Origin of the sequence: Streptomyces sp. ISL-43, from assembly GCF_018614195.1 — a bacterium.
In the GTDB taxonomy this organism is placed as follows: domain Bacteria; phylum Actinomycetota; class Actinomycetes; order Streptomycetales; family Streptomycetaceae; genus Streptomyces.
This window is the reverse complement of record NZ_JAGGOT010000039.1, coordinates 120,447-143,101: the sequence shown is the minus strand read 5'-3', so window position 1 is coordinate 143,101 and position 22,655 is coordinate 120,447. Positions and strand designations below refer to the sequence as shown.

Annotated in this window: 20 protein-coding genes and 1 riboswitch; of the genes, 8 read left to right on the top strand and 12 right to left on the bottom strand. The window is 72.6% G+C overall.

Translation table 11 applies throughout. The features are described 5' to 3' along the window. Positions 1–80 precede the first annotated feature (80 nt). A complete protein-coding gene (locus tag J7F03_RS23410) occupies positions 81–2,162 on the top strand; it encodes an MFS transporter (RefSeq protein WP_214952519.1) in 2,082 nt (693 codons plus the stop codon). Between the two features lie 4 nt (positions 2,163–2,166). On the opposite strand, the gene J7F03_RS23405 is transcribed toward J7F03_RS23410, so the two are convergent. Beyond that, positions 2,167–2,691 (bottom strand): GNAT family N-acetyltransferase, encoded by a 525-nt coding sequence (locus tag J7F03_RS23405; protein ID WP_214952517.1) that lies wholly within the window; start codon positions 2,689–2,691, stop codon positions 2,167–2,169. A gap of 105 nt (positions 2,692–2,796) precedes the next feature. Between J7F03_RS23405 and J7F03_RS23400 the strand changes: the two genes are divergently transcribed. Continuing rightward, on the top strand, positions 2,797–3,192 hold the full coding sequence (locus J7F03_RS23400) for a nuclear transport factor 2 family protein (RefSeq protein ID WP_214952515.1): 396 nt from the start codon (positions 2,797–2,799) through the stop codon (positions 3,190–3,192). Positions 3,193–3,290: 98 nt separating this feature from the next. Here J7F03_RS23400 and J7F03_RS23395 read toward each other — a convergent pair whose 3' ends face one another. After that, complete coding sequence (locus tag J7F03_RS23395; protein WP_214952513.1) at positions 3,291–3,644, bottom strand: antibiotic biosynthesis monooxygenase; 354 nt, start codon at positions 3,642–3,644, stop codon at positions 3,291–3,293. Positions 3,645–3,865: 221 nt separating this feature from the next. Here J7F03_RS23395 and J7F03_RS23390 point away from each other — a divergent pair, with 221 nt between their 5' ends. After that, positions 3,866–5,812, top strand: a complete 1,947-nt coding sequence (locus J7F03_RS23390; protein WP_214952511.1) for a bifunctional glycosyltransferase 87/phosphatase PAP2 family protein — start codon at positions 3,866–3,868, stop codon at positions 5,810–5,812. Between the two features lie 217 nt (positions 5,813–6,029). Here the strand turns inward: J7F03_RS23390 and J7F03_RS23385 are convergent, their stop codons facing one another. Together J7F03_RS23385 and J7F03_RS23380 are read right to left on the bottom strand one after the other, a co-directional pair. After that, positions 6,030–6,377, bottom strand: a complete 348-nt coding sequence (locus tag J7F03_RS23385) for a DUF6193 family natural product biosynthesis protein (protein WP_214952509.1) — start codon at positions 6,375–6,377, stop codon at positions 6,030–6,032. Positions 6,378–6,575: 198 nt separating this feature from the next. Then, positions 6,576–7,820, bottom strand: coding sequence for a cytochrome P450 (locus J7F03_RS23380; RefSeq protein WP_214952506.1), 1,245 nt, complete (start codon positions 7,818–7,820; stop codon positions 6,576–6,578). Between the two features lie 261 nt (positions 7,821–8,081). Here J7F03_RS23380 and J7F03_RS23375 point away from each other — a divergent pair, with 261 nt between their 5' ends. Next, positions 8,082–9,251: a steroid 3-ketoacyl-CoA thiolase gene (locus J7F03_RS23375; protein WP_214952504.1), complete on the top strand. Its 1,170-nt coding sequence runs from the start codon at positions 8,082–8,084 to the stop codon at positions 9,249–9,251. A gap of 146 nt (positions 9,252–9,397) precedes the next feature. Here the strand turns inward: J7F03_RS23375 and J7F03_RS23370 are convergent, their stop codons facing one another. The 7 genes from J7F03_RS23370 to J7F03_RS23340 form a co-directional block, all read right to left on the bottom strand. Next, the gene (locus tag J7F03_RS23370; protein WP_214952502.1) at positions 9,398–9,853 is read right to left on the bottom strand and encodes a transglycosylase SLT domain-containing protein; all 456 of its coding nucleotides are present in this window, start codon (positions 9,851–9,853) and stop codon (positions 9,398–9,400) included. Positions 9,854–10,158: 305 nt separating this feature from the next. Next, a complete protein-coding gene (locus J7F03_RS23365) occupies positions 10,159–11,094 on the bottom strand; it encodes an ECF transporter S component (protein WP_251072338.1) in 936 nt (311 codons plus the stop codon). Further along, entirely contained in the window at positions 11,091–13,019 is a 1,929-nt protein-coding gene (locus J7F03_RS23360; RefSeq protein WP_214952500.1) for an ATP-binding cassette domain-containing protein, read from the bottom strand. Before J7F03_RS23360 ends, J7F03_RS23365 begins: the two co-directional genes overlap by 4 nt. Further along, on the bottom strand, positions 13,016–14,137 hold the full coding sequence (locus J7F03_RS23355; protein WP_214952498.1) for an energy-coupling factor transporter transmembrane component T: 1,122 nt from the start codon (positions 14,135–14,137) through the stop codon (positions 13,016–13,018). Before J7F03_RS23355 ends, J7F03_RS23360 begins: the two co-directional genes overlap by 4 nt. A gap of 239 nt (positions 14,138–14,376) precedes the next feature. Beyond that, positions 14,377–15,027 (bottom strand): SCO2322 family protein, encoded by a 651-nt coding sequence (locus J7F03_RS23350; protein ID WP_214952496.1) that lies wholly within the window; start codon positions 15,025–15,027, stop codon positions 14,377–14,379. Continuing rightward, a complete protein-coding gene (locus J7F03_RS23345) occupies positions 15,027–16,241 on the bottom strand; it encodes a prenyltransferase/squalene oxidase repeat-containing protein (RefSeq protein WP_214952494.1) in 1,215 nt (404 codons plus the stop codon). Before J7F03_RS23345 ends, J7F03_RS23350 begins: the two co-directional genes overlap by 1 nt. Before the next feature lie 138 nt (positions 16,242–16,379). Further along, positions 16,380–16,460: riboswitch (cobalamin riboswitch) on the bottom strand. 79 nt (positions 16,461–16,539) lie between these two features. Further along, a complete protein-coding gene (locus J7F03_RS23340; RefSeq protein ID WP_214952491.1) occupies positions 16,540–17,625 on the bottom strand; it encodes an MBL fold metallo-hydrolase in 1,086 nt (361 codons plus the stop codon). Between the two features lie 196 nt (positions 17,626–17,821). Here J7F03_RS23340 and J7F03_RS23335 point away from each other — a divergent pair, with 196 nt between their 5' ends. From J7F03_RS23335 to J7F03_RS23325, 3 genes are all read left to right on the top strand, one after another. Beyond that, positions 17,822–19,294, top strand: a complete 1,473-nt coding sequence (locus tag J7F03_RS23335) for an aldehyde dehydrogenase (RefSeq protein WP_214952490.1) — start codon at positions 17,822–17,824, stop codon at positions 19,292–19,294. After that, entirely contained in the window at positions 19,294–19,527 is a 234-nt protein-coding gene (locus J7F03_RS23330; RefSeq protein ID WP_214952488.1) for a ferredoxin, read from the top strand. Before J7F03_RS23335 ends, J7F03_RS23330 begins: the two co-directional genes overlap by 1 nt. A 139-nt stretch (positions 19,528–19,666) precedes the next feature. After that, positions 19,667–20,293 (top strand): hypothetical protein, encoded by a 627-nt coding sequence (locus tag J7F03_RS23325; RefSeq protein WP_214952485.1) that lies wholly within the window; start codon positions 19,667–19,669, stop codon positions 20,291–20,293. A gap of 125 nt (positions 20,294–20,418) precedes the next feature. Here the strand turns inward: J7F03_RS23325 and J7F03_RS23320 are convergent, their stop codons facing one another. Continuing rightward, on the bottom strand, positions 20,419–21,069 hold the full coding sequence (locus J7F03_RS23320; protein WP_214952483.1) for a TetR family transcriptional regulator: 651 nt from the start codon (positions 21,067–21,069) through the stop codon (positions 20,419–20,421). A 230-nt stretch (positions 21,070–21,299) separates the two neighbouring features. On the opposite strand from J7F03_RS23320, the gene J7F03_RS23315 reads away from it, so the two are divergent. Continuing rightward, entirely contained in the window at positions 21,300–22,649 is a 1,350-nt protein-coding gene (locus J7F03_RS23315; protein ID WP_214952481.1) for a glycosyltransferase family 4 protein, read from the top strand. Positions 22,650–22,655 lie beyond the last annotated feature (6 nt).

Sequence of the window (22,655 nt, the reverse complement as noted above, 5' to 3'; positions counted from 1 at the left end):
TGCCTGCGATTATGCAGACCCGCGGAAGCCCTCCCAACCCGCCCGACAGGCCATAACGGGACACACCACTCAGGATGGAGATGTCGATCAAGCCTGAGGAGAAGCCGATGGTTCAGGACGTGGCCACGGAGCCCGACCCGCGGAAATCCGGCCCGAGTGCCGAACGCGCCTCTCGCGAGGTGCTCGTCTCCATCGGCGCGCTGCTGCTGGGGCTGCTCATCGCCGCGCTCGACCAGACGATCGTGTCGACGGCGCTGCCGACCATCGTCAGCGATCTCGGCGGCATGGCACATCTGTCGTGGGTCGTCACCGCCTACATGCTCGCCTCGACGGCCGCCACGCCGCTGTGGGGCAAGCTCGGGGACCAGTACGGGCGCAAGAAGCTCTTCCAGTACGCCATCGTGCTCTTCCTGATCGGGTCCGCCCTGTGCGGGCTCGCGCAGAACATGCCGCAGCTCATCGGCTTCCGCGCGCTGCAGGGCCTGGGCGGCGGCGGTCTGATGGTGCTGTCGATGGCGATCGTCGGAGATATCGTCCCGCCGCGCGAACGCGGCAAGTACCAAGGCCTCTTCGGCGCCGTCTTCGGCGCGACCAGCGTGCTGGGGCCGCTGCTCGGCGGACTGTTCGTGGACCACCTGTCGTGGCGCTGGGTCTTCTACATCAACCTCCCCATCGGTCTGGTCGCGCTCGTCGTCATCGCAGCCAGCCTGCACATCCCGGTGCGCTCCGAGAAGCACACCATCGACTACCTCGGCACCTTCCTCATCGCCTCCGTCGCGACCTGTCTGGTGCTGGTGGCCTCCCTCGGCGGGACCTGGGGCTGGAGCTCGCCCCAGATCATCGGGCTGGCCGTGCTGGGCGCCCTGCTGCTGATCGCCTTCATCGTCATCGAGCGGCGGGCCGTGGAGCCCGTGCTCCCGCTCAAGCTCTTCCGGGTCCGCACCTTCACCCTCTGCTCGCTGATCAGCTTCGTCATCGGCTTCGCGATGTTCGGCGCGATGGTCTACCTGCCGACCTTCCTCCAGGTCGTCCAGGGCGTCTCGCCGACCATGTCGGGCGTCCACATGCTGCCGATGGTGCTCGGCATGCTGATCACCTCCACCGGATCCGGCCAGATCGTCAGCCGCACCGGGCGCTGGAAGGTCTTCCCGATCACGGGTACGGCCGTGACCGCGGTCGGGCTGCTGCTCCTGCACCAGCTGCAGCGCACCAGCTCCACCTGGGAGATGAGCGTCTACTTCTTCGTCTTCGGCGCCGGCCTCGGACTGGTCATGCAGGTGCTCGTGCTGGTGGTGCAGAACGCGGTCGGCTACGCCGACCTCGGTGTCGCCACCTCCGGCGCCACCTTCTTCCGCTCCATCGGAGCGTCCTTCGGCGTCGCCATCTTCGGCACGGTCTTCACCAACCGGCTCGACGACAAGCTGTCCGCCGCGCTGGCCGGAGTCCCGCTGCCGCCCGGGGTGGACGCGGCCCGGCTGGAGGCGGACCCGCGCGCCATCGGGGCTCTTCCCGCCGACCTGCGGACGACCGTGCTGGACGCCTACTCCACCTCCATCACCGACGTCTTCCTCTACGCCGTGCCCGTGATGCTGGTGGCCTTCGTCGTGGCCTGGTTCCTCAAGGAGGACAAGCTGCGCGGCTCGGTGACGGCGCCCGACGTCAGCGAGACCCTCGCCTCCAACCCCGTCCACCGCTCCTCCCGTGACGAGGTCGCCCGCGCCCTGACGGCGCTCGGCACCCTCCAGGGCCGCAAGCACGTCTACGAGAAGATCACCGCGAAGGCCGGCTACGACCTGCTGCCCGCCTCCAGCTGGATGCTGCTGCGGATCAACAAGTACGGCTCCGCCGAGCCCGCCGTGCTCGCCGAGCGGACCATCGTGCCGCTGAAGGCTGTCACGGACGCGGCCCGCCAGGTCGAGGAGCGCGGGCTGGCCGTCCGCGACGGGCTGGCGCTGGTCCTGACGGAGAAGGGCCGCGTGAGCGCGAGGAAGCTGTCCGACGCCCGGGAGGAGTCGCTCGCCGAACTCCTCGGCGACTGGTGGGGCCCGGACCGGCCGACCGACCTGTCCGAGCTGGTCGCGGAGATCAATGCGGAGCTCTGCGGATCCGACGCCGAGGAGCCCTTCGATGCCCCGCCGCGCCGGGACCACGCCGCCAGGTGACCTCTCAGACCAGCCGCTTCTCGAACCAGTGCTCCGCGTACGGGCCCGTGCTGTACGCGGGTATCTCCACGTAGCCGTGACGCGCGTACAAGGCCCGGGCCTCCACCAGGTCCGACCGGGTGTCCAGCCGGACGCGCTCGGCGCCCAGCTCGCGGCCGGCCTCCTCCAGGGCGCGGAGCAGGGCTGCCCCGCCGCCCGTACCGCGGGCGCGCGGGTCCACGTAGACCCTGGTGAGCTCGGCGGTGACGCGATCGATGAGGCGTATGCCTCCGCAGGCCAGGGGCGCGCCGTCGAGTCGGCCGACGACGAACCGGCCCGTCGGCTCCGTGAGCTCTTCGTCCGGGAAGTCCAGCAGGCCCTGGTCGATCTCGGCCTCGGTGACCGAGCGCTTCCAGTACCGGCCGGCGACCTCCGCGTAGTACGCGCGGCGCAGGAGCGTGGCGTCCGGGGTGGTGAAGGCCTCGGCGGCGACCTGCCAGGTGGCCGTGCCCGTGGTTGTGGTGGTGGTGATCGTCTCGTCGCTGGTCATGGCGTCATTGTGGAGCGGGAGGGAACCGCCCCGCGCTGGAATATCCACAGGTACGGGCCGATGATATGAAAAAGGACAAACCGCACGCATGAAGGGCGAACCGTCATGTCGGAGCATCCTGACTGTGCCCTGGTCCGCCGCGGCTACGCGGCCTTCGGCAAGGGCGACCTGGAGGCCGTGGGCGCGCTGATGACGGCCGACGTCATCTATCACGTGCCGGGCAAGCACCCGCTCTCCGGGCACCACAAGGGCCGGGAAGCCGTCCTCGACCGCTACCGCAAGCTCGGTGAGGAGACGAAGGGGACCTTCCAGGTCGATCTGGAAAGCGTGCTGGTCGACGGCCGCGGCCACGTCATCAGTGTCCACCTGGCCCGCGCCGACCGGGGCGACCGGGGCATCGAGGTCCGCCAAGGCCTCTTCTTCACCATCGTCGGCGGCAAGATCAGCGACATCGACGAATGCACCACCGACATCGACGAGGAAGAAGCGTTCTGGAGCTGAGCTGAGCTGAGCGGCAGCGGGCAGCAGTAGGGCAGCAGTAGGGCAGGAGCGGGGCAGGAGCAGAGGTCCGGGGCGCGCGCCCCGGACCTCTCGCCGTCCTACGCCTGCTTCGGCGCCGCCTGCTGCACGACCTCGAACGACCACACCGACGAGCCTGTGGCCGCGGGCTTCGGCCGCTCACCGCCGCCCGCTCCGCCCGCCGGTCCGCCCGCCGCGCCGCCACCCTGGTGGGCCGCCTTCATGGGCCCCTCCATCCACGCCTGGAAATCCTCCTCGGAACGCCACCGCGTGTACACCAAGTACTGGTCGGTGCCCTCGACGGGCCGCAGCAGTTCGAACCACTCGAACCCGTCCGAACCCTCCACGGAGCCCGCCCGCGAGGCGAACCGCTGCTCCAGAACCTCGCGCTGTTCGGCCGGAACGGTGAGTGCGTTGATCTTCACGATGCTCATGCCCGACATCCTAGGTATCGCGCGGGGGATATCGTCGTCCGGGTAAATGAAGCGCGCGGTATGAAACGCGGTATGAAACGCGGCAGCCAGGCGAAGTCAAGGTTGCGGTCAACAGGGTGGGAGGCCGGCGAGGCGTGGCTAACGCGGCGGAGCACAGTGGTGCGAACGGACATGCCGGGGTCATAGGCGGTAGCGGCGGCAGGCTTGGGGCGGCACGCCTCATGCTGTGGGCGCTGGCAGGGTTGCTCGCCGTCAGGCAGGCCGCGGTCGTGCTGCGCGTGCCACCGGGCGAATGGCTCAGTGATTTCCATCTCCCCGGCACCCCCGGCAGCCTGCCGGGCTCGCTCTACGACAACGGCCAGTTCACCGGGACGCCCTTCGCGGGGCTGGTCCTCAAGCCGCTGCTCGGCCTCGCCGCGCCGTCGCTGGAGGTGGCCTGGACCTGCGTGACCCTGCTGTTCGTCGCCGCCGTCGGGCTCGTCGCCGCGCGCGGCCTGCCCGACCCGGTGCCGCGGCGCACCGCGCTGCTGGCCGCGCCCGTGCTGGTGGCGCTGATGATGGTCTCGCTGCCCGTCCGCGAGGCCGCCTCGCCCGGCCAGACCGCCGTGCTTCCGGTGCTGCTGGTGCTGCTGGCGGTGTTCCGGGTCCCTGCTGAGCGGCCCTCCGGGTTCCTGATCGGCCTCGCCGCCGCGCTCCAGCCGGCGCTGCTGCTCTTCGCCCCGCTGCTGTGGCTGACGGGACGCAAACCCACGGCGCGCGCCGCCGCCGCGACCTTCGCCGGCGCCACCGCCCTGTCCTGGGCGTCCCTGCCGCGCGACTCGTGGACGTACTGGATCGAGCACCTGGCCGGCACCGGCCTCGGCGGCGCCCCCGACGGCCTCGCCAACCAGTCCGTGCACGGCGCGCTGCTGCGCCTGGGCCTCTCCGGCCCCGGCGAGATCGTGCTCTACCTCGCCCTCGCGGCCGGGATCGCCTGGATCGGCCTGCGCCGCGCCGCCCGCTACGCCCGCGACGGACAGCTGCTCCTCGCCGTCGCCGTCACCGGTTGCGTGGCCGTCGCCGTGTCCCCGGCCGGCTGGCGCCACCAGCTGCTGTGGGTGCTGCTCGCGGTCGCCGGCAAGGTCGGCAAGCGGGCCGCGGACCGGTCGGTGTGGCCGGTGGCCGTGGTCCTGGCCATGACCCTGCCGAGCGCCGTCCTGCTGCCCAACCTGGCCGCGCTGGCCCCCGTACGGGACAACGTGCTGCTGCTCGCCGCCCTCGCCGCGGCCTGCACGGTGCCGTTCCTGCCGCGCTCCTCCCCGTACTGGCGCGAGCCGGTAGCGACGGCCTACGGGCGGCCCGCGCCCGCGCGCTGGGCCCGGGTGCCGCTGCTGCCGTTCTGGCGGCGCGTCCTGTCGCGCCCCAACCTGCTGCTGGAACTGCTGCTGATACGGGTCGGCTACTCGCTCTACTCGCACATCCGGGCCGCCGCGCCGACCAGCCGCACCCTTGCCGAGGGCAACGGCAGCCAGATCCACGGCATGGAGAAGGCGCTCGGCATCGACATCGAGCACGCCGTGAACCACGCGGTCGCGAACAAGCCCTGGCTGGAGGCGTTCTTCAACTTCTACTACACCTCCTTCCACTTCGTGGTCCCGCTGACGATCCTGGCCGTCCTGTACTGGCGCCGCCCCAAGGACTACCGCTGGGCCCGCGCCTCCCTGGGCCTGGCCACGGTCCTCGCGCTCATAGGCTTCTGGCTGTACCCGCTCGCGCCGCCGCGCCTGATGCCCGGGATGGGCTACGTCGACACCGTCCACGGGGTCCAGGACCTGGCCAATCCGAGCTACGGGGCCATGACCGCGATCTCGAACCAGTACGCGGCGATGCCCTCGCTGCACTTCGGCTGGTCGCTGTGGTGCGGGATCGTGATCATCATGCTCGCGCCGAAGGGCTGGCAGAAGCTGCTCGGGGCGCTGCACCCGGCGATCACGGTGTGCGCGATCGTCGCCACCGCCAACCACTGGGTGCTCGACGCGGTCGGCGGCGCGGTCGTCGTCAGCGCCGGTTTCGGACTCGTCTACGTACTCTCGGGCCCCCGGGGCGCCGCCCTGCCGGCCGGGGTGCTGCCGAGGCCCCGGCAGCCCGAGCGGGTCGGCGCGGGGTCCGGGCAGCGTACGCGGGCCTGACCAGCGGGCCTGACCGGCCGGCCTGACCGGCCGGTCTGACCGGCGGCCAGGCCGGCCGACCGGCCGGGCCCGGGGAACGACGAAGGGGTGCCGGGGCGGTGTTGCAACCCGCCCCGGCACCCCTTCGCGCTGGATCGCCGCGTTCTGCCAGGATCCGCCACCGGCGGTGCTCCCGCCACTCGGGGAGCCGGGCCCGGCGGGAGCCGGAAGCGGCGGCCTACTCCGGCGGGAGGTTGGCCACGACGAGGGCTATCGCCGCCGGAGCCGTGTCGGTCTCGCCGAGCACGGTGGTCTGGCGGGGTCCGCGCACGCGGAAGCGGCCGTCGGGCAGCGGCTCGACGGCCGGCGCGGTCACGGCGAAGGGATGCCCGGCGGAGGCGCTGAACCACAGCGTGAAATGGCTGGTGTACGGGTAGAGCCGGCGCAGCCGGGGCTCTGTGCGGGCGGCCTCGATGAGCGCCAGGACGCCCTGGCTCATGGGCTCGGACCCGCTCTGCTCGACCATCCGCCGCCATGTCGTCGGCAGCCGCTGCCAGCGTCTGGCGCTGGGGTCCTCAAGGTTCATCCGGGCAGTCTGGGGTCCGGGCCGCCGCCAAGGCAATGATCTCGACGGCGGCGACACGGTAACGACTGCCGGCGGGGCGCAGGGCGGCCGGGGGACGACTGCCGGCCGGGCCGCAGGGCGGCCGGCGGCCGGACGGTGGCCGAGGGACGGCAGGGGCCGGGCGTGGGAGGTGGGGCCCCTGCCGTCCTGGGTCACGGGTCAGCCGTGGCTGACCCGCAGTTCCTTGATGCCGTTCAGCCAGGCGGCGCGCAGCCGGCGCGGGGCGTCGCCGGCCAGGCGCAGGTCGGGCAGGGCGTCGGCCAGGGCGTTGAAGATCAGGTCGATCTCCATGATGGCCAGGGACTTGCCGAGGCAGAAGTGCGGGCCGCCGCCACCGAAGCCCAGGTGCGGGTTCGGGTCGCGGGTGATGTCGAAGGCGTCCGGGTCCTCGAAGACTTCGGGGTCGTGGTTGGCGGAGGAGTAGAACAGCCCCACCCGGTCGCCCGCCTTGATCTTCTGCCCGCCCAGTTCGGTGTCCTGGGTGGCGGTGCGCTGGAAGGACACCACGGGAGTGGCCCAGCGCACGATCTCCTCGGCCGCCGTCGAGGGCCGGGTCGCCTTGTACAGCTCCCACTGCTCGGGGTGGGTGAGGAAGGCGTGCATGCCGTGGCTGATGGCGTTGCGGGTGGTCTCGTTGCCGGCGACCGCCAGCAGCAGGACGAAGAAGCCGAACTCGTCGGAGCCCAGGTTGCCCTGGCCTTCGGCCGCCACCAGCTGCGTGACGATGTCCTTGGCCGGGCACTCCTTGCGTGCCGTGGACAGGTTCATCGCGTAACCGATGAGCTCCATCGCCGCGTTGCCGCCGACCTCGGCGGTGATCGCGTACTCCGGGTCGTCGTACGCGATCATCTTGTTCGACCAGTCGAAGATCCGGGACCGGTCCTCCTGCGGTACTCCGATCAGCTCGGCGATGGCCTGCAGCGGGAGCTCGCACGCCACTTGGGTGACGAAGTCGAAGCTGCCGTCGCCCGCCGCCGTCACGGCTTCCGAGACGATCTTCCGGGCGCGGTCGCGCAGGGCGTCCTCCAGCCCGCGGATGGACCGCGGGGTGAAGCCCCGCTGCACGATCTGGCGTACGCGGGTGTGTTCCGGCGGGTCCATGTTCAGCATGATCAATCGCTGGGCATCTATCGCATCACGCTGGATGTGTTCGTTGAAGCGGATGATCGCCGTGTTCGTGGTGGAGGAGAACAACTCCGGGTGCGTGGAGACGTACTTGACGTCCGCGTGCCGGGTGACGGCCCAGTACCCCTCGTCGTCGAAGCCGGTGACACCCCGCTGCTGCGGGCACCACCACACGGGCGCGGTCTGCCGCAACTGCGCGAACTCGGGGTAGGGGACCCGGTCTTGGAGCAAGTCCGGGTCGGTGGCGTCGAAGCCTTCGGGCAGCACGGGGCAGGTCATCGGGCGACTCCAAAGTCTGACGGCCCATCAGAAGTTGGCTTGAAGGTAGTAACGAGTTCTAGAAGTGACAAGGGGCCCCGCGCCAACTGTTGCGTGTGGAATCCGTGTAAGCCACGTGCAAGACCCTTGCGTACCGGGTCTTCTGGTCATAAGACTGCTGGGAGAACTAGAACGCGTACTAGTTCGGGTGGGGCGCCGGGACGGCCCACCCGCCAGCTGAGGCGCGCTTCGCGCTACGCAGGAGCAGGAGAGGACGAGCTCATGGCCGCGGAACCCGTCATCGTCGAAGCCGTACGCACCCCCATCGGCAAGCGCGGGGGCGCGCTCGCCAATCTTCACCCCGCCTACCTCCTCGGCGAGACCTACCGCGAGCTCCTCGCCCGCACCGGCATCCAGCCCGACTGCGTCGAGCAGATCGTCGGAGGCACCGTCACCCACGCCGGCGAGCAGTCGATGAATCCGGCCCGCAACGCGTGGCTGGCCATGGGCCTCCCGTACGAGACCGCCGCGACCACGGTGGACTGTCAGTGCGGCAGCTCCCAGCAGGCCAACCACATGGTCGCCAACATGATCTCCGGCGGCGTCATGGACATCGGCATCGCCTGCGGCGTCGAGGCCATGAGCCGCGTCCCGCTCGGCTCCGGCTCCAAGCACGGACCGGGCAAGCCCTTCCCGGACGAGTGGAACGTCGACCTCCCGAACCAGTTCGAGGCCGCCGAGCGCATCGCCCGCAACCGGGGCCTGACCCGCGAGGACGTGGACCGCCTCGGCGTACTGTCCCAGCAGCGGGCCGCCGCCGCGTGGGCCGAGGAGCGGTTCAAGCGCGAGACCTTCGCCGTGCAGGTGCCCACCACCGAGGCGGAGCAGGCCGCCGGGCAGGGCATGTGGCGGCTGGTCGACCGGGACGAGGGTCTGCGCGACACCTCCATGGAGGCGCTCGCCAGGCTCAAGCCGGTCATGCCGACCGCCGTGCACACCGCCGGGAACTCCTCGCAGATATCCGACGGCGCCGCCGCCGTGATGTGGGCCTCGCGCAAGATGGCGCGCGCGCTCAAGCTGCGGCCGCGCGCCCGGATCGTCGCCCAGACGCTGGTCGGCTCCGACCCGCACTTCCACCTGGACGGGCCGATCGACGCGACCCGCGCGGTGCTGGGCAAGGCCGGCATGTCGCTGAAGGACATCGACCTCGTGGAGATCAACGAGGCCTTCGCCTCGGTCGTCCTCAGCTGGGCCCAGGTCTTCGACCAGGACCTGGAGAAGGTCAACGTCAACGGCGGCGGCATCGCGCTCGGCCACCCCGTCGGCGCGACCGGAGCCCGGCTGATCACCACCGCTCTGCACGAGCTGGAGCGGCGCGACAAGGAATTCGCCCTGATCACCATGTGCGCCGGGGGCGCGCTGGCGACGGGCACCATCATCCAGCGGCTGTAGCACTGCTGCGCCGCCCTCGGTCCCTGTGGGATGGGATAGCCGAAGGCCCCGGTGGCCGGACCTGGGGAGGTCGGCCGCCGGGGCCTTCGCATGCGTACGTACCGGGCCTTGCGGGCGGTACTCGCGAGTCTGCTGCCGCTGGTGGCTTAGTACCAGTGGTGGGTCTGCCAGAAGCTCCAGGCGCCGGTCGGGCTGCCGTAGCGCTCGTTCATGTACTCCAGGCCCCACTTGATCTGGGTGGCCGGGTTGGTCTTCCAGTCCGAGCCGGCCGAGGACATCTTCGAGGCCGGCAGGGCCTGGACCAGGCCGTACGCGCCGGAAGAGGAGTTCGTGGCGGTGTGGTCCCAGCCGCTCTCGCGGGAAACGATGTTGTTGAACGCGGCGAACTGGGCCGGGTCCTTGATCATCTGCTGGGCGATCGCCTTGGCGCTCATCGGGGCAGCCTGCGCGGGAACCGCGGCAAGCATGGAACCGGCGACGCCCAGGGCGAGGACGGTACCCGCGAGGGTCTTCTTGGAAGCGGCGATGCGGCGGATGACAGCGTTGGACACGGATTGACCTTCCGAAGGGGACAAGGGCGATCGCAGGCATGCCGAAGACATGCGTGAGCCACTCACGCGGAGGAGAGGGGTTCGTCGGCGGAAGCGGGAGACCGGGGGTGAACCCGGGGGATCTCCGTCCGCCCTGCGACTCATCCAGTTCTACGGGGGTTCGGGCCGCCTGGCAACGACCCCTCTTACTAGTGGTCCTCGCAGCCGGGGCGGAACGGCCCCCGGTCGGCCGGATCGGGATCCGCGCAGGTGGGAGGCGGTGTGCGGGGGTCGATATGGGACGTTTAAGGACTACTATCCCGGTTCGTATGTGACCTAGGTCCTGTGGGGCGGGTCACCGCTGGGAGGCCGGGATCTCACCCTCCGTGCGCGGTCGTATCCCTTTCGGGGAAAGGTTTGCGGGCCGATCCGGCCCCCGGATCGAAGGAAACGGGCGCGTCGAAGGCAGCTTTCCGTGTCGCCCGCCGCAGCGCCTTCAGCAGGGTGGTGCCGAGCGTGAGCGTGAGTACGACGGTCAGCGCGGCCCGGCCCAGGTCCCAGCCCAGTGACGTCGCCAGGCAGTACGCGAGGAAGCGGGCCAGGTTCGCGGCCACCGGTTCCCCCGGGTGGAAGGAGACGCCCTGGCCCATGCCCTGCAGGATCACCCAGCCCTGCAGGTTCATGACCGTGCCGTACGCGAACGAGCCGAGGAACCCGTACAGCGCGAGCATCGCCAGCTCGGCCCGCCCCCGGATCCGCTCCGGCCCCGGCAGCAGCCCCGCGCCCAGCGAGAACCAGCCCATCGCCAGCATCTGGAACGGCATCCACGGCCCGACCCCGCCCGTGAGCAGGGCCGACGCGAACATCGTGACCGCGCCGAGGACGAAGCCGAAGCCGGGGCCGAGGACCCGGCCGCTCAGCACCATCAGGAAGAACATGGGCTCCAGGCCGGCCGTGCCCGCGCCGAGGGGGCGCAGCGCGGCCCCGACCGCGGCCAGTACACCGAGCATGGCGACGGCCTTGGCGTCCATGCCGTCGTCGGCGATGGTCGCGACGACCACGGCGACGAGGAGGGGCAGCAGGGCGGCGAAGAGCCAGGGGGCGTCCTGGGAGTGGGCGAAGCCGGACTGCCGGTCGGCGAGGAGGGGCCAGCCGAAGGCGGCGATGCCGATGAGGGTGACGAGGAGGAGGGCCGCGGCGGCGCGGGGGCCGATGTGGATGGGGCGGGTGGCGCGCGTGGCGCGGGTGGGGCTGGTGGGGCGGGTGGGCGGCTTTTGGCGGGGCGCGCTGCTCGTGCTCGGCGTGCTGCTCATGCTTCCGCCCGGGCTGTCAGGGCCGCGGCGACCTGGGAGACCGTGAGCCAGTGGCCCGGGGCCAGGATCTTGGCGACCTGCGGTGCGAAGGCGGGCGAGGAGACGACGACCTCGGCGGTCGGGCCGTCCGCGACGACCTCGCCGCCGGCCAGGATCACCACGCGGTGGGCGAGCTCGGCGGCGAGCTCCACGTCGTGGGTGGCCAGGACGATGGCGTGGCCGTCGGCGGCGAGGGCGCGCAGGATCTCGACGAGACGGGCCTTGGCGGCGTAGTCCAGCCCGCGGGTCGGCTCGTCGAGGAGGAGCAGGGCCGGGCGGCCGGTCAGCACCAGCGCGAGGGCGAGGGCCAGGCGCTGGCCCTCGGACAGATCGCGCGGGTGGGTGTCGTCGGGGACGTCGGGGAGGAGCTCGCTGACGAGGGCGCGGCAGGTGCCGGGGGCCGCCTGGGCGTCGTGGTCGGCGGCGGCGCACTCGGCGGCGACGGTGTCGGCGTAGAGGAGGTCGCGGGGCTCCTGGGGGACGAGGCCGACGCGGGTCACCATCTCCCGGGGCGGGGTGCGGTGGGGGGTGCGGCCGCTGACCGTCACCTGGCCGGTGGTGGGTTCGAGCGTGCCGATGAGGGTGGCGAGGAGGGTGGACTTGCCGGCGCCGTTGCGGCCCATGAGGGCGATGGTCTCGCCGGGCGAGACCGTGAGGGTGATGTCGCGGAGGACTTCTGCGCGGGCGCGGCGGAGGGAGAGGCCGGTGATCTGGGCCACGGGGGCCTTGGCCTTCGGCTTGGCCGCCGCCGTGGTTTCGGCGCCCGGGGGGCGTCGCCGGAGCAGGCGGGCGAGGGGGCCGGGGCGGGTGCCCTGGCCGGAGCGGGGGCCCTGCGGGCGGCCGTCCCCTACCCACCCTTCCCCCGTTCCCCGGGGCTGCGCCCCGGACCCGGCTCGGGGTTGCGCCCCCGACCCTGCTTGGGGCTGCGCCCCCGACCCTGCTTGGGGCTGCGCCCCCGACCCTGCTTGGGGCTGCGCCCCCGACCCCGCTTGGGGCTGCGCGCCGGATCGCGCTTGGGGCTGCGCCCCGGGGCTGGTGGGCTCCGCGGGCTGTGAGTCGGGGCGCGGAGGGGTGGACAGGCGGGTGCGGAGGGGGGTGGCGTGGCGGCGGGCTTCGCGGATGGACAAGGGGAGGGGGGTCCAGCCGGCCAGGCGGCCCAGGGCTACGACCGGGGGGTGAACCGGGGAGACGGCCATGATCGAGGACGGGGAGCCGAGGACGGGGGGTTCGCCCGGGGAGGGCATGAGCAGGACCTGGTCGGCGTACTGGACCACCCGCTCCAGGCGGTGCTCGGCCATCAGGACCGTGGTGCCCAGGTCGTGGACCAGGCGTTGCAGGACGGCCAGGACCTCTTCCGCCGCCGCCGGGTCCAGCGCGGACGTCGGTTCGTCCAGGACGAGGACCTGGGGGTGGGGGGTCAGGACCGAGCCGATGGCCACTCTCTGCTGCTGGCCGCCGGAGAGCGTGGCGATGGGGCGGTCGCGCAGTTCGTTCAGGCCGAGGAGGTCCAAGGTCTCCTCGACGCGTCGCCGCATGACGGCCGGGGGCAGGCCGAGGGACTCCATGCCGTAGGCGAGCTCGTCCTCGACGACGTCCGTCACGAAGTGCGCCCGCGGGTCCTGCCCGACCGTGCCGACCACGTCCGCGAGCTCGCGCGGCCGGTGCGTGCGGGTGTCGCGGCCGGCGACCGTGACCCGGCCCCGCAGCCGGCCTCCCGTGAAGTGCGGGACCAGACCGGAGACCGCCCCCAGGAGGGTCGACTTGCCCACGCCCGACGGGCCGACCAGGAGCGTCAGCTCGCCCTCCGCGAGGGTGAAGTCCGCGTCCACGAGGGAGGGCGCGGGCGCGCCCTCGTACGTCACGGACACCTCGTCGAAACGGATCACTGCGACGCCTCCTTCGGCTGTGGTGGTACGGGTGCCACGAAGGCGGGGAGCAGGCCGATCAGGATCGCCGCGGCGGGCCAGAGGGGGAGGCCGGGGGAGACGAGGGGGACGACACCCGGTAGCAACCCCTCCGGATCCAGGGACGCGGCCCGGATCAGCAGCACCGCGACCGCCGCGCCCGAACCGGCGACGAGCCAGGCCCGCGCCCCCCACCGGTCGGGCCGGTACCGGGTCCGCACCGACCGGCGGCCGCCGAGGCGGAGCCCCGCGAGGGCCAGGGCGAGACCGACGAGGAGGACCGGCAGGCCGTACGCGGCGCCCTCGGCCGCGAGCAGCCCGTACGTGCCCGCGCACATGCCGAGGAGACCGCCGAGGGTGAGGACGTTGGTGGTGTGGCGGACGGCGGGCGCGACCAGCGCGGTGCGGCCGTAGCCGCGCGCGTCCATGGAGGCGGCGATCGCGACGGAGCGTTCGAGCGCGCCCTCCAGGACCGGCAGGCCGATCTGGAGGATCGCCTTCACCCCGCCCGTGGGGCGCCCGCGCAGGCGGCGGGCGGTCCGCAGCCGGACGACGTCCGCGACCATGTTCGGCGCGAACGTCATCGCGACGACCACGGCGACGCCGACCTCGTACAGGGCGGCGGGCAGGGACTTCAGCAGCCGCGCCGGATTGGCGAGGGCGTTGGCGGCGCCGACGCAGATGAGGAGCGTGGCCAGCTTCGCACCGTCGTAGAAGGCGAAGACCAGCTGCTCGGCGGTGACCCGGCCGCCGAGCCGGATGCCCTGTGCCCAGGCGGGCAGCGGGACCTCGGGGAGGGTGAAGAGGGTGTGCGAGCTGGGGATGGGGGAGCCGAGGAGCATGGAGAAGAGGAGGCGCAGGCCGATGACGAAGAGGCCGAGCTTGACGAAGGCGCCGTAGGAACGGGCCCAGGGGGCGTCCGTGCGGCGCGCCGCGACGACGTACCCGGCGACGCCGATGATCAGCCCGAGGAGGAGCGGGTTGGTGGTGCGGGAGGCGGCGGTGGCGAGACCGAGGGCCCAGATCCACCAGGCACCGGCGTGCAGGGCGTTGGCACGCGTGGACTCGGGGGGCTGCCGGCTCTTTTTGTACGTCGCCACGCGCGGGCGGCCGGTTGCCCGGTCGGCGGCGGGGCCGGCCGGGGCCGAGACGCCGGGTGCGGCGCCGTGCGGGGTGCGCCCGGCCTGCGGCCGGGCTGGGTTCCCACCCGCACCACCCGTGTGAGCAGACGGTCGGGCGCCGGGCGAAGCGGAGCGGTCGGGCCCGGCCGCTCCGTCGCCCGGAGCCGCGCCCTCGGGCGCTGCCGGGCGCGGGCTCGGCGGGTCTGCCGGGGTGGGGGTCATCGGGAGCGGCGGCGGCGGGATTGCCAGAGGGCGGCCGCGGCCAGGGCGGCTACCGCGGCGATGCCCGCGAGGAGGCCTACCGACGGGGTGCCGTCGGACGCGCCGGGGGCGGCGTCCGCGATGGGCTCGCCGCAACCCTGTTCCGGGTACCCCGAGACCGAGCACAGCAGCGCGGCACTGTTGTAGCGCAGCGGCTTCGCCACCTCGGCCAGTGCCTCGGCCGCCGTGGCGTCGGGGCCGACCTGCGCGCACGCCGTGCGCGGAGCGTCCTGCGGCGGGGCGTCGCCCGCCGGGGCATCCGCCGGGGTGCCGAAGTCGACGACCACGGCGATCCGCTTCCTGCCCTCCACCGGGGAGGTGGCGGAGCAGACCGCGGCGAAGTCGGGAGCCGTGCGCGGCGGGGCGGCCTGGTCCGCCGCGTCCTTGCTCACCACGAAGTGGAAGCCCTGCACGGACCCGTCCGCCGGTCGCAGCGAGGAGGGGCCCTGGGTGGCGTACTTCCACTGGCCGCCCGCGGCGTCCCAGAACGACCAGTAGCGGTACGTCGAGGCGAGAGCGGGGGAAGCGGCCAGCAGGGTGAGGGCGAAGGCGAGGGCCAGGCCCAGACCCAGGCCGAGGGCCGGAGGCGTCGGGCGGCGGCCGCGCATCAGAGCTGGTTCTTCTTCCGGCGGCCGCTCAGCACGATGCCGATGCCCGCGCCGGCCGCCGCGCCCGCGCCGATCATCCACCAGACGTTCTTGTTGCCCTTCTCCTTGTCCTTCTCCTTCTCCGCCGCCGGGCCCGTCGCGTTCAGCGCCGCCACCAGGTCCGTGCCGCCGAAGGACTTCGGGTCGGTGCCGGTCGCGTGCGCGGCCAGGATCAGGGTGCCGAGGCCGGCCGGGCTGTCCTTGGCCCACTCGGCCGAGTGGGACTTCAGCCACTCCAGTGCGCCCGTCGCCGACTGCTTGTGGCCGGCCGCGGCCAGGGCGATCACCGCGTCGGCGGTGTTGCCGATGTCCGGGGTCGGCTGGTCGGCGCCCGGGGTGAGGGCGGTCAGGTGGCCGTCCTTCCGCAGGGCCTGCGCCAGGTATCCGGCCGCGCCCTGGGCTGCGGCGGCCGGGTCGCCGGCGGTTGCCGGGCAGGCCAGTGCGGCCGCGGGGGTGTCCGTGGAGGAAGGGGCGAGGAGCGGGCCCGTGGCCAGGCCGGCCAGGACCGCGGCGGCCGTCGCGTCGGCGTTGGCGGGGAGCTTGCCGTCGGCCGTCGGCTGGTAGGCGAAGGCGCCCCGGTCGGCGGCCGGCTCGGCGGAGCAGCCCAGCTGGAAGGCGAGGAGGCCCTCGTACGCGGACTTGCCCGCCTTCGACTTGACGTCGGCCGGCTTCTCGCCCGCCACGGCCAGGGCGCTGATCACCACGGCGGTGGAGCTGGCCTCGCTCGGGGAGCCCGGGACGTAGGCCCAGCCGCCGTCCTCGTTCTGGACGGACTTCAGCCAGTCCGCGCCCTTCTTGACCGCCGCGTCGTGGCCGCCGAGGGTCTTCAGCGCCTGCACGGCCACCGCGGCGGCGTTCGTGTCGAGCATCGTCTTCGCGTCGCACGCGGCGGCCGCGTCCGCACGGAAGGAGGCGAAGGAGCCGTCGGCGCACTGCTGGCCGACGAGCCAGTCGACGGCCTGCGGGGCGGGCTTGACGCCGGCTGTGTGCTGGCCGAGGAGGGCGAACGACTGCCGCCACACCCCGTCGTACGTCGGGTCGTTCTTGCCGAAGAGACCGGAGGGGACGGCGGGCGCCGGCGAGGGCGAGGCGACGTCGGCGAAGGCTGCGGGGGCGGCGCCCACGCAGAGCACGGCGGAGGCGGCGAGCGTGGCGGCGCTGCGGCGGACGTTCATGGCGGGGCGGGTGCCTCTCGTGCTGGGGACCCGGAGGCAGGCAGCACAGCGGAGGCTGGCACCGGGCTCCGGCTCCGTTTACCTCGACGGTGCCGGCCGCCGGAGGACCCGGCGGCACGAGCCGCGCACCTGCGCACGGGGCATTCCGGCTCCCCGCCCCGGCGGTGCCGAGGGAGGGTCACGGTTGCGGGTCAGCGCCGGAATTGCACCGGCTTCCCCCCGTACGCAAGTGTGGACGACGCCCATACTCTACCGGCCCGTAGCCCGCGTGCCGGGTGGTGCCGCCCGCCGGTGCCCCTTACAGGGCGCGGTACGCGACCGGGTCGCTGCCCGGTACCGCCTCCGCGCGTCCCTGCTTCACGAGCCGCCGCAGGTGGGCCTCCGCTTCCGAGACGGCGATGTTGCGGGAGCCGTACGGGATCTGCTCCCAGGGCCTGTTCCACTCCATCCGCTCGGCCAGCCCCCACGGGGTCAGGGGCTCGGCGAGCAGCTCCCACAGCCCGGTCAGCCGCTCCTCGTGGTGGTCCAGGAGCTCCCGTACGCGACCCGGGGCGTCGGTGAAGGCGTGCTGGTGGGCGGGGAGCACCTCGGCGGGCCGCAGGCGGCCGATGCGTTCGAGGGAGTCGAGGTAGTCGCCGAGGGGGTCGGTGACCAGCTCGGAGGACGGGTCCTCGTAGAGGCCGATGTGCGGGGAGATCCCCGGCAGCAGGTGGTCCCCGGAGAAGAGGCGGCCGTTGCCGGGCAGGTCCGCCGGGTGCTTCTCCTCCAGGTGCAGGCAGACGTGGCCCGGGGTGTGCCCGGGGGTCCAGATGGCCCGGAGCTTGCGGCCGGCCAGCGGGAGCAGCTCGCCGGGGACGATCTCCCGGTCGGGGACGGCTGCGTGCAGCCCGGGCAGGGTGCGCATGCGGCCGCTCGCGCGGGCTGCGCGCAGCGGGGCGATGTGTTCCTCGGGGGCTCCGGCGGTGGCCAGCTTCTCGCTCATGTAGTCGAACCAGACGCCGGGTTCGGAGGAGCGGGTCCGGACGACGACCTCGGTGTCGGCGGCGTGCATGGCGATCCAGGCGCCCGAGGCCTCGCGCACCTGGCCGGAGAGGCCGTGGTGGTCGGGGTGGTGGTGGGTGATGACCACGCCGTGGACGTCGGCGACGGCGATGGAGAGGGCGCCGAGGCCGGCGACGAGGGTGTCCCACGACTCGGGGTCGTCCCAGCCGGTGTCGATGAGGACCGGGCCGCGGTCGGTGTCGAGGACGTGGACGAGGGTGTGGCCGAGCGGGTTGTCGGGGATGGGCACCTTGACTGCCCACACGCCGCCGCCGTGGTCGGTGACGTGGGGTGTGACGCCCGACGTGTCCCGTGGCGCGTCGTGTGCGGTGTCCTCTGCCATGAAGGGCTCCCCTCTCACAAGGCCGTGTCTAACGAGAACATGTTGCAATAGTCGCCCAAGTCGACCATCTCCAGGCCGTTCTGACTAGTCGTTGGATCTTCGGAGTATCCGGCGAGGCGGTTCGGTCAGCGCCGTGGACTCCTAGAACTAGAACTGGTATCAGTTCTGGAACGCCAAGCCGCAGGAGGCATCAGCCATGACCGAGCTCGTGGAACACGGACAACTGTTCATCGGCGGGGAGTGGACGGATCCGCTGGGCTCCGACACGATCAAGGTCGTCTCGCCCCACACCGAGCAGGTCATCGGCAGCGTCCCGCACGCCTCGAAGGCGGACGTCGACCGGGCCGTGGCCGTGGCGCGCAAGGCCTTCGACGAAGGCCCGTGGCCGCGCACCTCGCTCGAGGAGCGGATCGCCGTCGTCACCCGGATCAAGGACGCGATAGCCGTCCGCCACGAGGAGATCGCCGCCTCGATCAGCTCCCAGAACGGGTCCCCGTACTCCTGGAGCATCCTCGCCCAGGCGCTCGGCCCGATGATGGTCTACGACGCCGCGATCACCGTCGCCCGGTCCTACCCCTACGAGGAGTACCGCCAGGGCGTCCTCGGCAACATCCTCGTCCGGCGCGAGGCGGTCGGCGTCGTCGCCGCCGTCATCCCGTGGAACGTCCCGCAGTTCGTCGCCGCCGCCAAGCTGGCGCCCGCCCTGCTGACCGGATGCACCGTCATCCTCAAGCCGTCCCCGGAGGCGGTGCTCGACTCCTACATCCTCGCCGACATCGCCCGCGAGGCCGGGCTGCCCGAGGGCGTGCTGTCGATCCTGCCCGCCGACCGCGAGGTCAGCGAGTACCTGGTCGGCCACCCCGGCGTCGACAAGGTCGCCTTCACCGGCTCCGTCGGGGCCGGCCGGCGCGTCATGGAGGTCGCCTCGCGCAACCTCACCCGCGTCACCCTCGAACTCGGCGGCAAGTCCGCCGCCGTCGTCCTCCCGGACGCCGACCTGGACACCGCCATCGCGGGCATCGTCCCGGCGGCCTGGATGAACAACGGCCAGGCGTGCGTGGCCCAGACCCGCGTCCTCGCCCCGCGCAGCCGCTACGCGGAGATCGCCGAGGCGCTCGCCGCCGCGGCCGGGGCGCTGGTCGTCGGCGACCCGATGGACCCCGCGACGCAGCTCGGCCCGCTGGTGGCCAAGCGGCAGCAGCAGCGCTCGCTCGACTTCATCCGGATCGGCCAGGAGGAGGGCGCCAAGGTCCTCTCCGGCGGCGGCCGTCCGGCGGGCATGGACCAGGGCTGGTACGTGGAGCCGACCCTCTTCGGAGACGTCGACAACTCGATGCGGATCGCCCGCGAGGAGATCTTCGGCCCGGTCGTCTGCCTGATCCCGTACGGGGACGAGGCGGAGGCGGTGCGGATCGCCAACGACTCGGAGTTCGGGCTGAGCGGCAGCGTCTGGACCGGGGACGTCGAGCACGGCGTGGACTTCGCGCGGCAGGTGCGCACCGGCACCTTCAACGTGAACACCTTCAGCCTGGACATGCTCGGCCCGTTCGGCGGCTACAAGAACAGCGGAGTCGGGCGGGAGTTCGGCCCCGAGGGGCTGAGCGAGTACCTGGAGCACAAGATGATCCACCTCCCGGCCGGGTACGAACCCCCCGCGGCCGGTGCGTGATGGGTGACCGGTGGCACGTCGAAGTGGACCGGGGGGTCTGCATCGGCTCGGGGATGTGCGTGAACCACGCCCCGGAGGGCTTCAGCCTCGACTCGGCGCGCCAGTCCCACCCGCGCGCGGTGGAGACGGACGCGAACGAGCCGGTCCTCACGGCGGCGGAGGGCTGCCCCGTCGAGGCCATCATGATCACCATGCTGGGCAGCGGCGAGGCGGTGTTCCCGCCGGAGGAGTGAGTCCGGGTCCGGACCGCCCGGGGCCCCGCCCCGGGCGGTCCGGGCACCGGCCGTCCCGTGTGCGGCGGGCCCGTGTGAGACTCCTGCGACGACCGCCCGGCGCACCTGACCCGGCGGCATGGCAACGGTGGGGAACGGTATGCGCGGGATCGGTTGGACGAAGGCCGGGGCGGTGTCCGGGGCGGTGCTCGGGGCGCTGCTGGTGACGGGGTGCGAGAAGGCTGCCCCCGCGGGGGCCCCGGACGCGTCGGCATCGGCGTCGGCCCAGGCGAAGTCGCCGACCGGCTCCGCCGCGCCGGCCGGCGCCTTCGGCAAGGAACAGGCCGCGGCCGATGTCACCGCCGCGACGGGTGCGGCCGGGCTGGACCAGCCCAAGGAGTCCGTCACCACGGCCCCGTCACCGGTGGACCCGGCCACGGCCACGGCCACGGACAAGCGCCGCGCCGAGTTGCTGGCCTGCACGGCCCCCTGGCAGAGCATGGAGCGGATGCCCGACCCGGGGAAGGCGTACGAGGCCACGGTCGAGGCGCTGCAGCAGCGCGGCTGGAAGGCCGGCGAGCGCCTGCGGCACGACATGCTCACCCAGACGGTGCTGACCAAGCAGGGCTGGACCGTGCTCGCCCGCCGCTACGACTTCTCCGCGGGCAAGGGTTCCGGGATGGGCATGCCCGACATGCTGTCCTTCATGGCCACGGAACAGGCGTGCGAGGGCCGTTTCACGGACGCGGAGATGGAAGACCTGCTCAAGGACGAGCCCCAGGAGTAGCCCCGGCCCCGTTCCGCGTTACGGAACGTGTGACACTCCGGCGACTGCCACCGGGCCGAACCTCGCCCGGTGAAGGAGGGACCGACGGGTAGGGGCGGCGCCGAGGACCGGGGCGACCGGCGGAATCAGGCCTTTCCAGGGGGTGTCGGCCCCGGCGCCGTGAGGTCGATCAGGCGGCAGACCGTCTCGATGTCGATCTTCACCTGGGCGATCGACGCCCTGCCCGACAGCCAGGTGATCAGCGCCGAGTGCCAGGTGTGCTCGATGACCCGGACCGCCGAGAGCTGCTCCGCCGTCGGCGGGGCGTCCAGGCCCATCGCGTCCAGGATGATCGCGGTCGTCAGCCGGGACACCGTGTCCACCTCGGGGCTCACGCTGCGGTCCGCGAAGGTCAGCGCGCGCACCATCGCGTCCGCCAGGTGCGGTTCCCGCTGCAGTGCGCGGAAGGCGCGCATCAGGGTCTCGGCGACCCGGGCCGCCGGCTCGTCCCCGGCGGGCGGGCGCTTGCGCAGCGTCGTGTGCATGTGCTGGAGCTGGTCCTGCATGGTGGCGACGAGCAGGTGCACCTTGGAGGGGAAGTAGCGGTAGAGGGTCCCCAGCGCGACGCTGGAGGACTCCGCGACCTCCCGCATCTGGACGGCGTCGAAGCCGCCCCTGCTGGCCAGCTGGGCGCTGGCGTGCAGGATTCGCCTGCGACGCGCCTCCTGGCGCTCCGTCAGGGGCGGGGACGCCGGTGTGGTGACGGCTGGGGTCACGGCCTTCGCTTCCGCTGTCATCTGTCCCGTTCCAAGGCGTTCCACGTTTGTGCGGGTGGGGTAGTGCGGGGGCTGCTCCGCGCCCAGCATGGCAGGCGCCCGAGCCGTGGCGCGAATCACCTGCCACCCCTCTTACGGTGTGGTTTCCGGCCGGTAGATTCAATGGTCTTCAACGGATCAAGTCTGAAACTTGTTCTACATTATCCGAGCGGTTACGCTCCGGCGAAAGTGCAGGGAGAAGGGGGCCGAGAGTGACTGCTGAGGCCATGGTGACGAGCCCTTTCACGGGTTCCCCCGCCGACGGCAGCCGCCCGTTGCGGATCGCGCTCCTCACCTATAAGGGGAACCCGTTCTGCGGTGGCCAGGGCGTCTACGTCCGGCACCTCTCGCGCGAGCTCGTCAAGCTGGGCCACTCCGTCGAGGTGATCGGCGCGCAGCCCTATCCGGTCCTCGACACCGGGGCGACGCTCACCGAGCTCCCGAGCCTGGACCTCTACCGCAGCCCCGACCCGTTCCGCACGCCCAAGCGCGACGAGTACCGGGACTGGATCGACGCCGTCGAGGTCGCCACCATGTGGACCGGCGGCTTTCCCGAGCCGCTGACCTTCTCGCTGCGCGCCCGGCGCCATCTGGCCGCCCGCGCCGGTGAGTTCGACGTCATCCACGACAACCAGACGCTCGGCTACGGGCTGTTGGGCGGCCTGGGCGCTCCGCTGGTCACCACCATCCACCACCCCATCACCGTCGACCGCGAGCTGGACCTGGCCGCCGCCAAGGACCGCAAGAAGCGCGCGTCCGTCCGGCGCTGGTACGGCTTCACGCGCATGCAGGGACGTGTCGCCCGCCGCCTGCCGTCCGTGCTCACCGTCTCCGGCTCCTCCAAGCAGGAGATCGCCGACCACCTCGGCGTCCAGGGCGAGCGCATCCACGTCGTCCACATCGGCGCAGACACCGACCTGTGGTCGCCCGACGCTTCCGTCGCCGAGGTACCCGGACGGATCGTGACGACGTCGAGCGCCGACGTGCCGCTCAAGGGGCTCGTCCACCTCGTCGAGGCGCTCGCGAAGCTCCGTACCGAGCAGCCCGACGCCCACCTCGTCGTCGTCGGCAAGCGCGCCGAGAAGGGCCTGGTCGCCCGCGCGATCGAGACGTACGGGCTCCAGGACGCCGTCCGCTTCGTCAAGGGCATCACCGACGCCGAACTCGTCGACCTGGTGCGCAGCGCGCAGGTCGCCTGCGTCCCCTCCCTCTACGAGGGCTTCTCGCTCCCCGCCGCCGAGTCCATGGCCACCGGCACCCCGCTGGTGGCCACCACCGGCGGCGCGATCCCCGAGGTCGCCGGCCCCGACGGCGAGACCTGCCTCGCGGTGCCGCCCGGCGACGCGGGCGCCCTGGCCTTCGCCCTCGGCAGGCTGCTGGGCGACCCCGAGCTGCGCGCCCGGCTCGGCGCCGCCGGCCGCGAGCGGGTGCTGGCCCGCTTCACCTGGGCCAAGGCCGCCGAGGGCACCGTCGTGCACTACCGCGCCGCCATCGAGCGGGCCGCGAAGGGCGCGGCGGACTCGAAGGCGGCGACCGCCTCCCGTAGCCGCGGTACCCGGTGACCTTCA

What these genes read in the sequence shown, in the direction of transcription:
- J7F03_RS23410 (WP_214952519.1), top strand. Translation starts at nt 81, where the DNA reads ATGTCGATCAAGCCTGAGGAGAAGCCGATGGTTCAGGACGTGGCCACG.
- J7F03_RS23405 (WP_214952517.1), bottom strand. Translation starts at nt 2,691, where the DNA reads ATGACCAGCGACGAGACGATCACCACCACCACAACCACGGGCACGGCC.
- J7F03_RS23400 (WP_214952515.1), top strand. Translation starts at nt 2,797, where the DNA reads ATGTCGGAGCATCCTGACTGTGCCCTGGTCCGCCGCGGCTACGCGGCC.
- J7F03_RS23395 (WP_214952513.1), bottom strand. Translation starts at nt 3,644, where the DNA reads ATGAGCATCGTGAAGATCAACGCACTCACCGTTCCGGCCGAACAGCGC.
- J7F03_RS23390 (WP_214952511.1), top strand. Translation starts at nt 3,866, where the DNA reads ATGCTGTGGGCGCTGGCAGGGTTGCTCGCCGTCAGGCAGGCCGCGGTC.
- J7F03_RS23385 (WP_214952509.1), bottom strand. Translation starts at nt 6,377, where the DNA reads ATGAACCTTGAGGACCCCAGCGCCAGACGCTGGCAGCGGCTGCCGACG.
- J7F03_RS23380 (WP_214952506.1), bottom strand. Translation starts at nt 7,820, where the DNA reads ATGACCTGCCCCGTGCTGCCCGAAGGCTTCGACGCCACCGACCCGGAC.
- J7F03_RS23375 (WP_214952504.1), top strand. Translation starts at nt 8,082, where the DNA reads ATGGCCGCGGAACCCGTCATCGTCGAAGCCGTACGCACCCCCATCGGC.
- J7F03_RS23370 (WP_214952502.1), bottom strand. Translation starts at nt 9,853, where the DNA reads ATGTCTTCGGCATGCCTGCGATCGCCCTTGTCCCCTTCGGAAGGTCAA.
- J7F03_RS23365 (WP_251072338.1), bottom strand. Translation starts at nt 11,094, where the DNA reads ATGAGCAGCACGCCGAGCACGAGCAGCGCGCCCCGCCAAAAGCCGCCC.
- J7F03_RS23350 (WP_214952496.1), bottom strand. Translation starts at nt 15,027, where the DNA reads ATGCGCGGCCGCCGCCCGACGCCTCCGGCCCTCGGCCTGGGTCTGGGC.
- J7F03_RS23345 (WP_214952494.1), bottom strand. Translation starts at nt 16,241, where the DNA reads ATGAACGTCCGCCGCAGCGCCGCCACGCTCGCCGCCTCCGCCGTGCTC.
- J7F03_RS23340 (WP_214952491.1), bottom strand. Translation starts at nt 17,625, where the DNA reads ATGGCAGAGGACACCGCACACGACGCGCCACGGGACACGTCGGGCGTC.
- J7F03_RS23335 (WP_214952490.1), top strand. Translation starts at nt 17,822, where the DNA reads ATGACCGAGCTCGTGGAACACGGACAACTGTTCATCGGCGGGGAGTGG.
- J7F03_RS23330 (WP_214952488.1), top strand. Translation starts at nt 19,294, where the DNA reads ATGGGTGACCGGTGGCACGTCGAAGTGGACCGGGGGGTCTGCATCGGC.
- J7F03_RS23325 (WP_214952485.1), top strand. Translation starts at nt 19,667, where the DNA reads ATGCGCGGGATCGGTTGGACGAAGGCCGGGGCGGTGTCCGGGGCGGTG.
- J7F03_RS23320 (WP_214952483.1), bottom strand. Translation starts at nt 21,069, where the DNA reads ATGACAGCGGAAGCGAAGGCCGTGACCCCAGCCGTCACCACACCGGCG.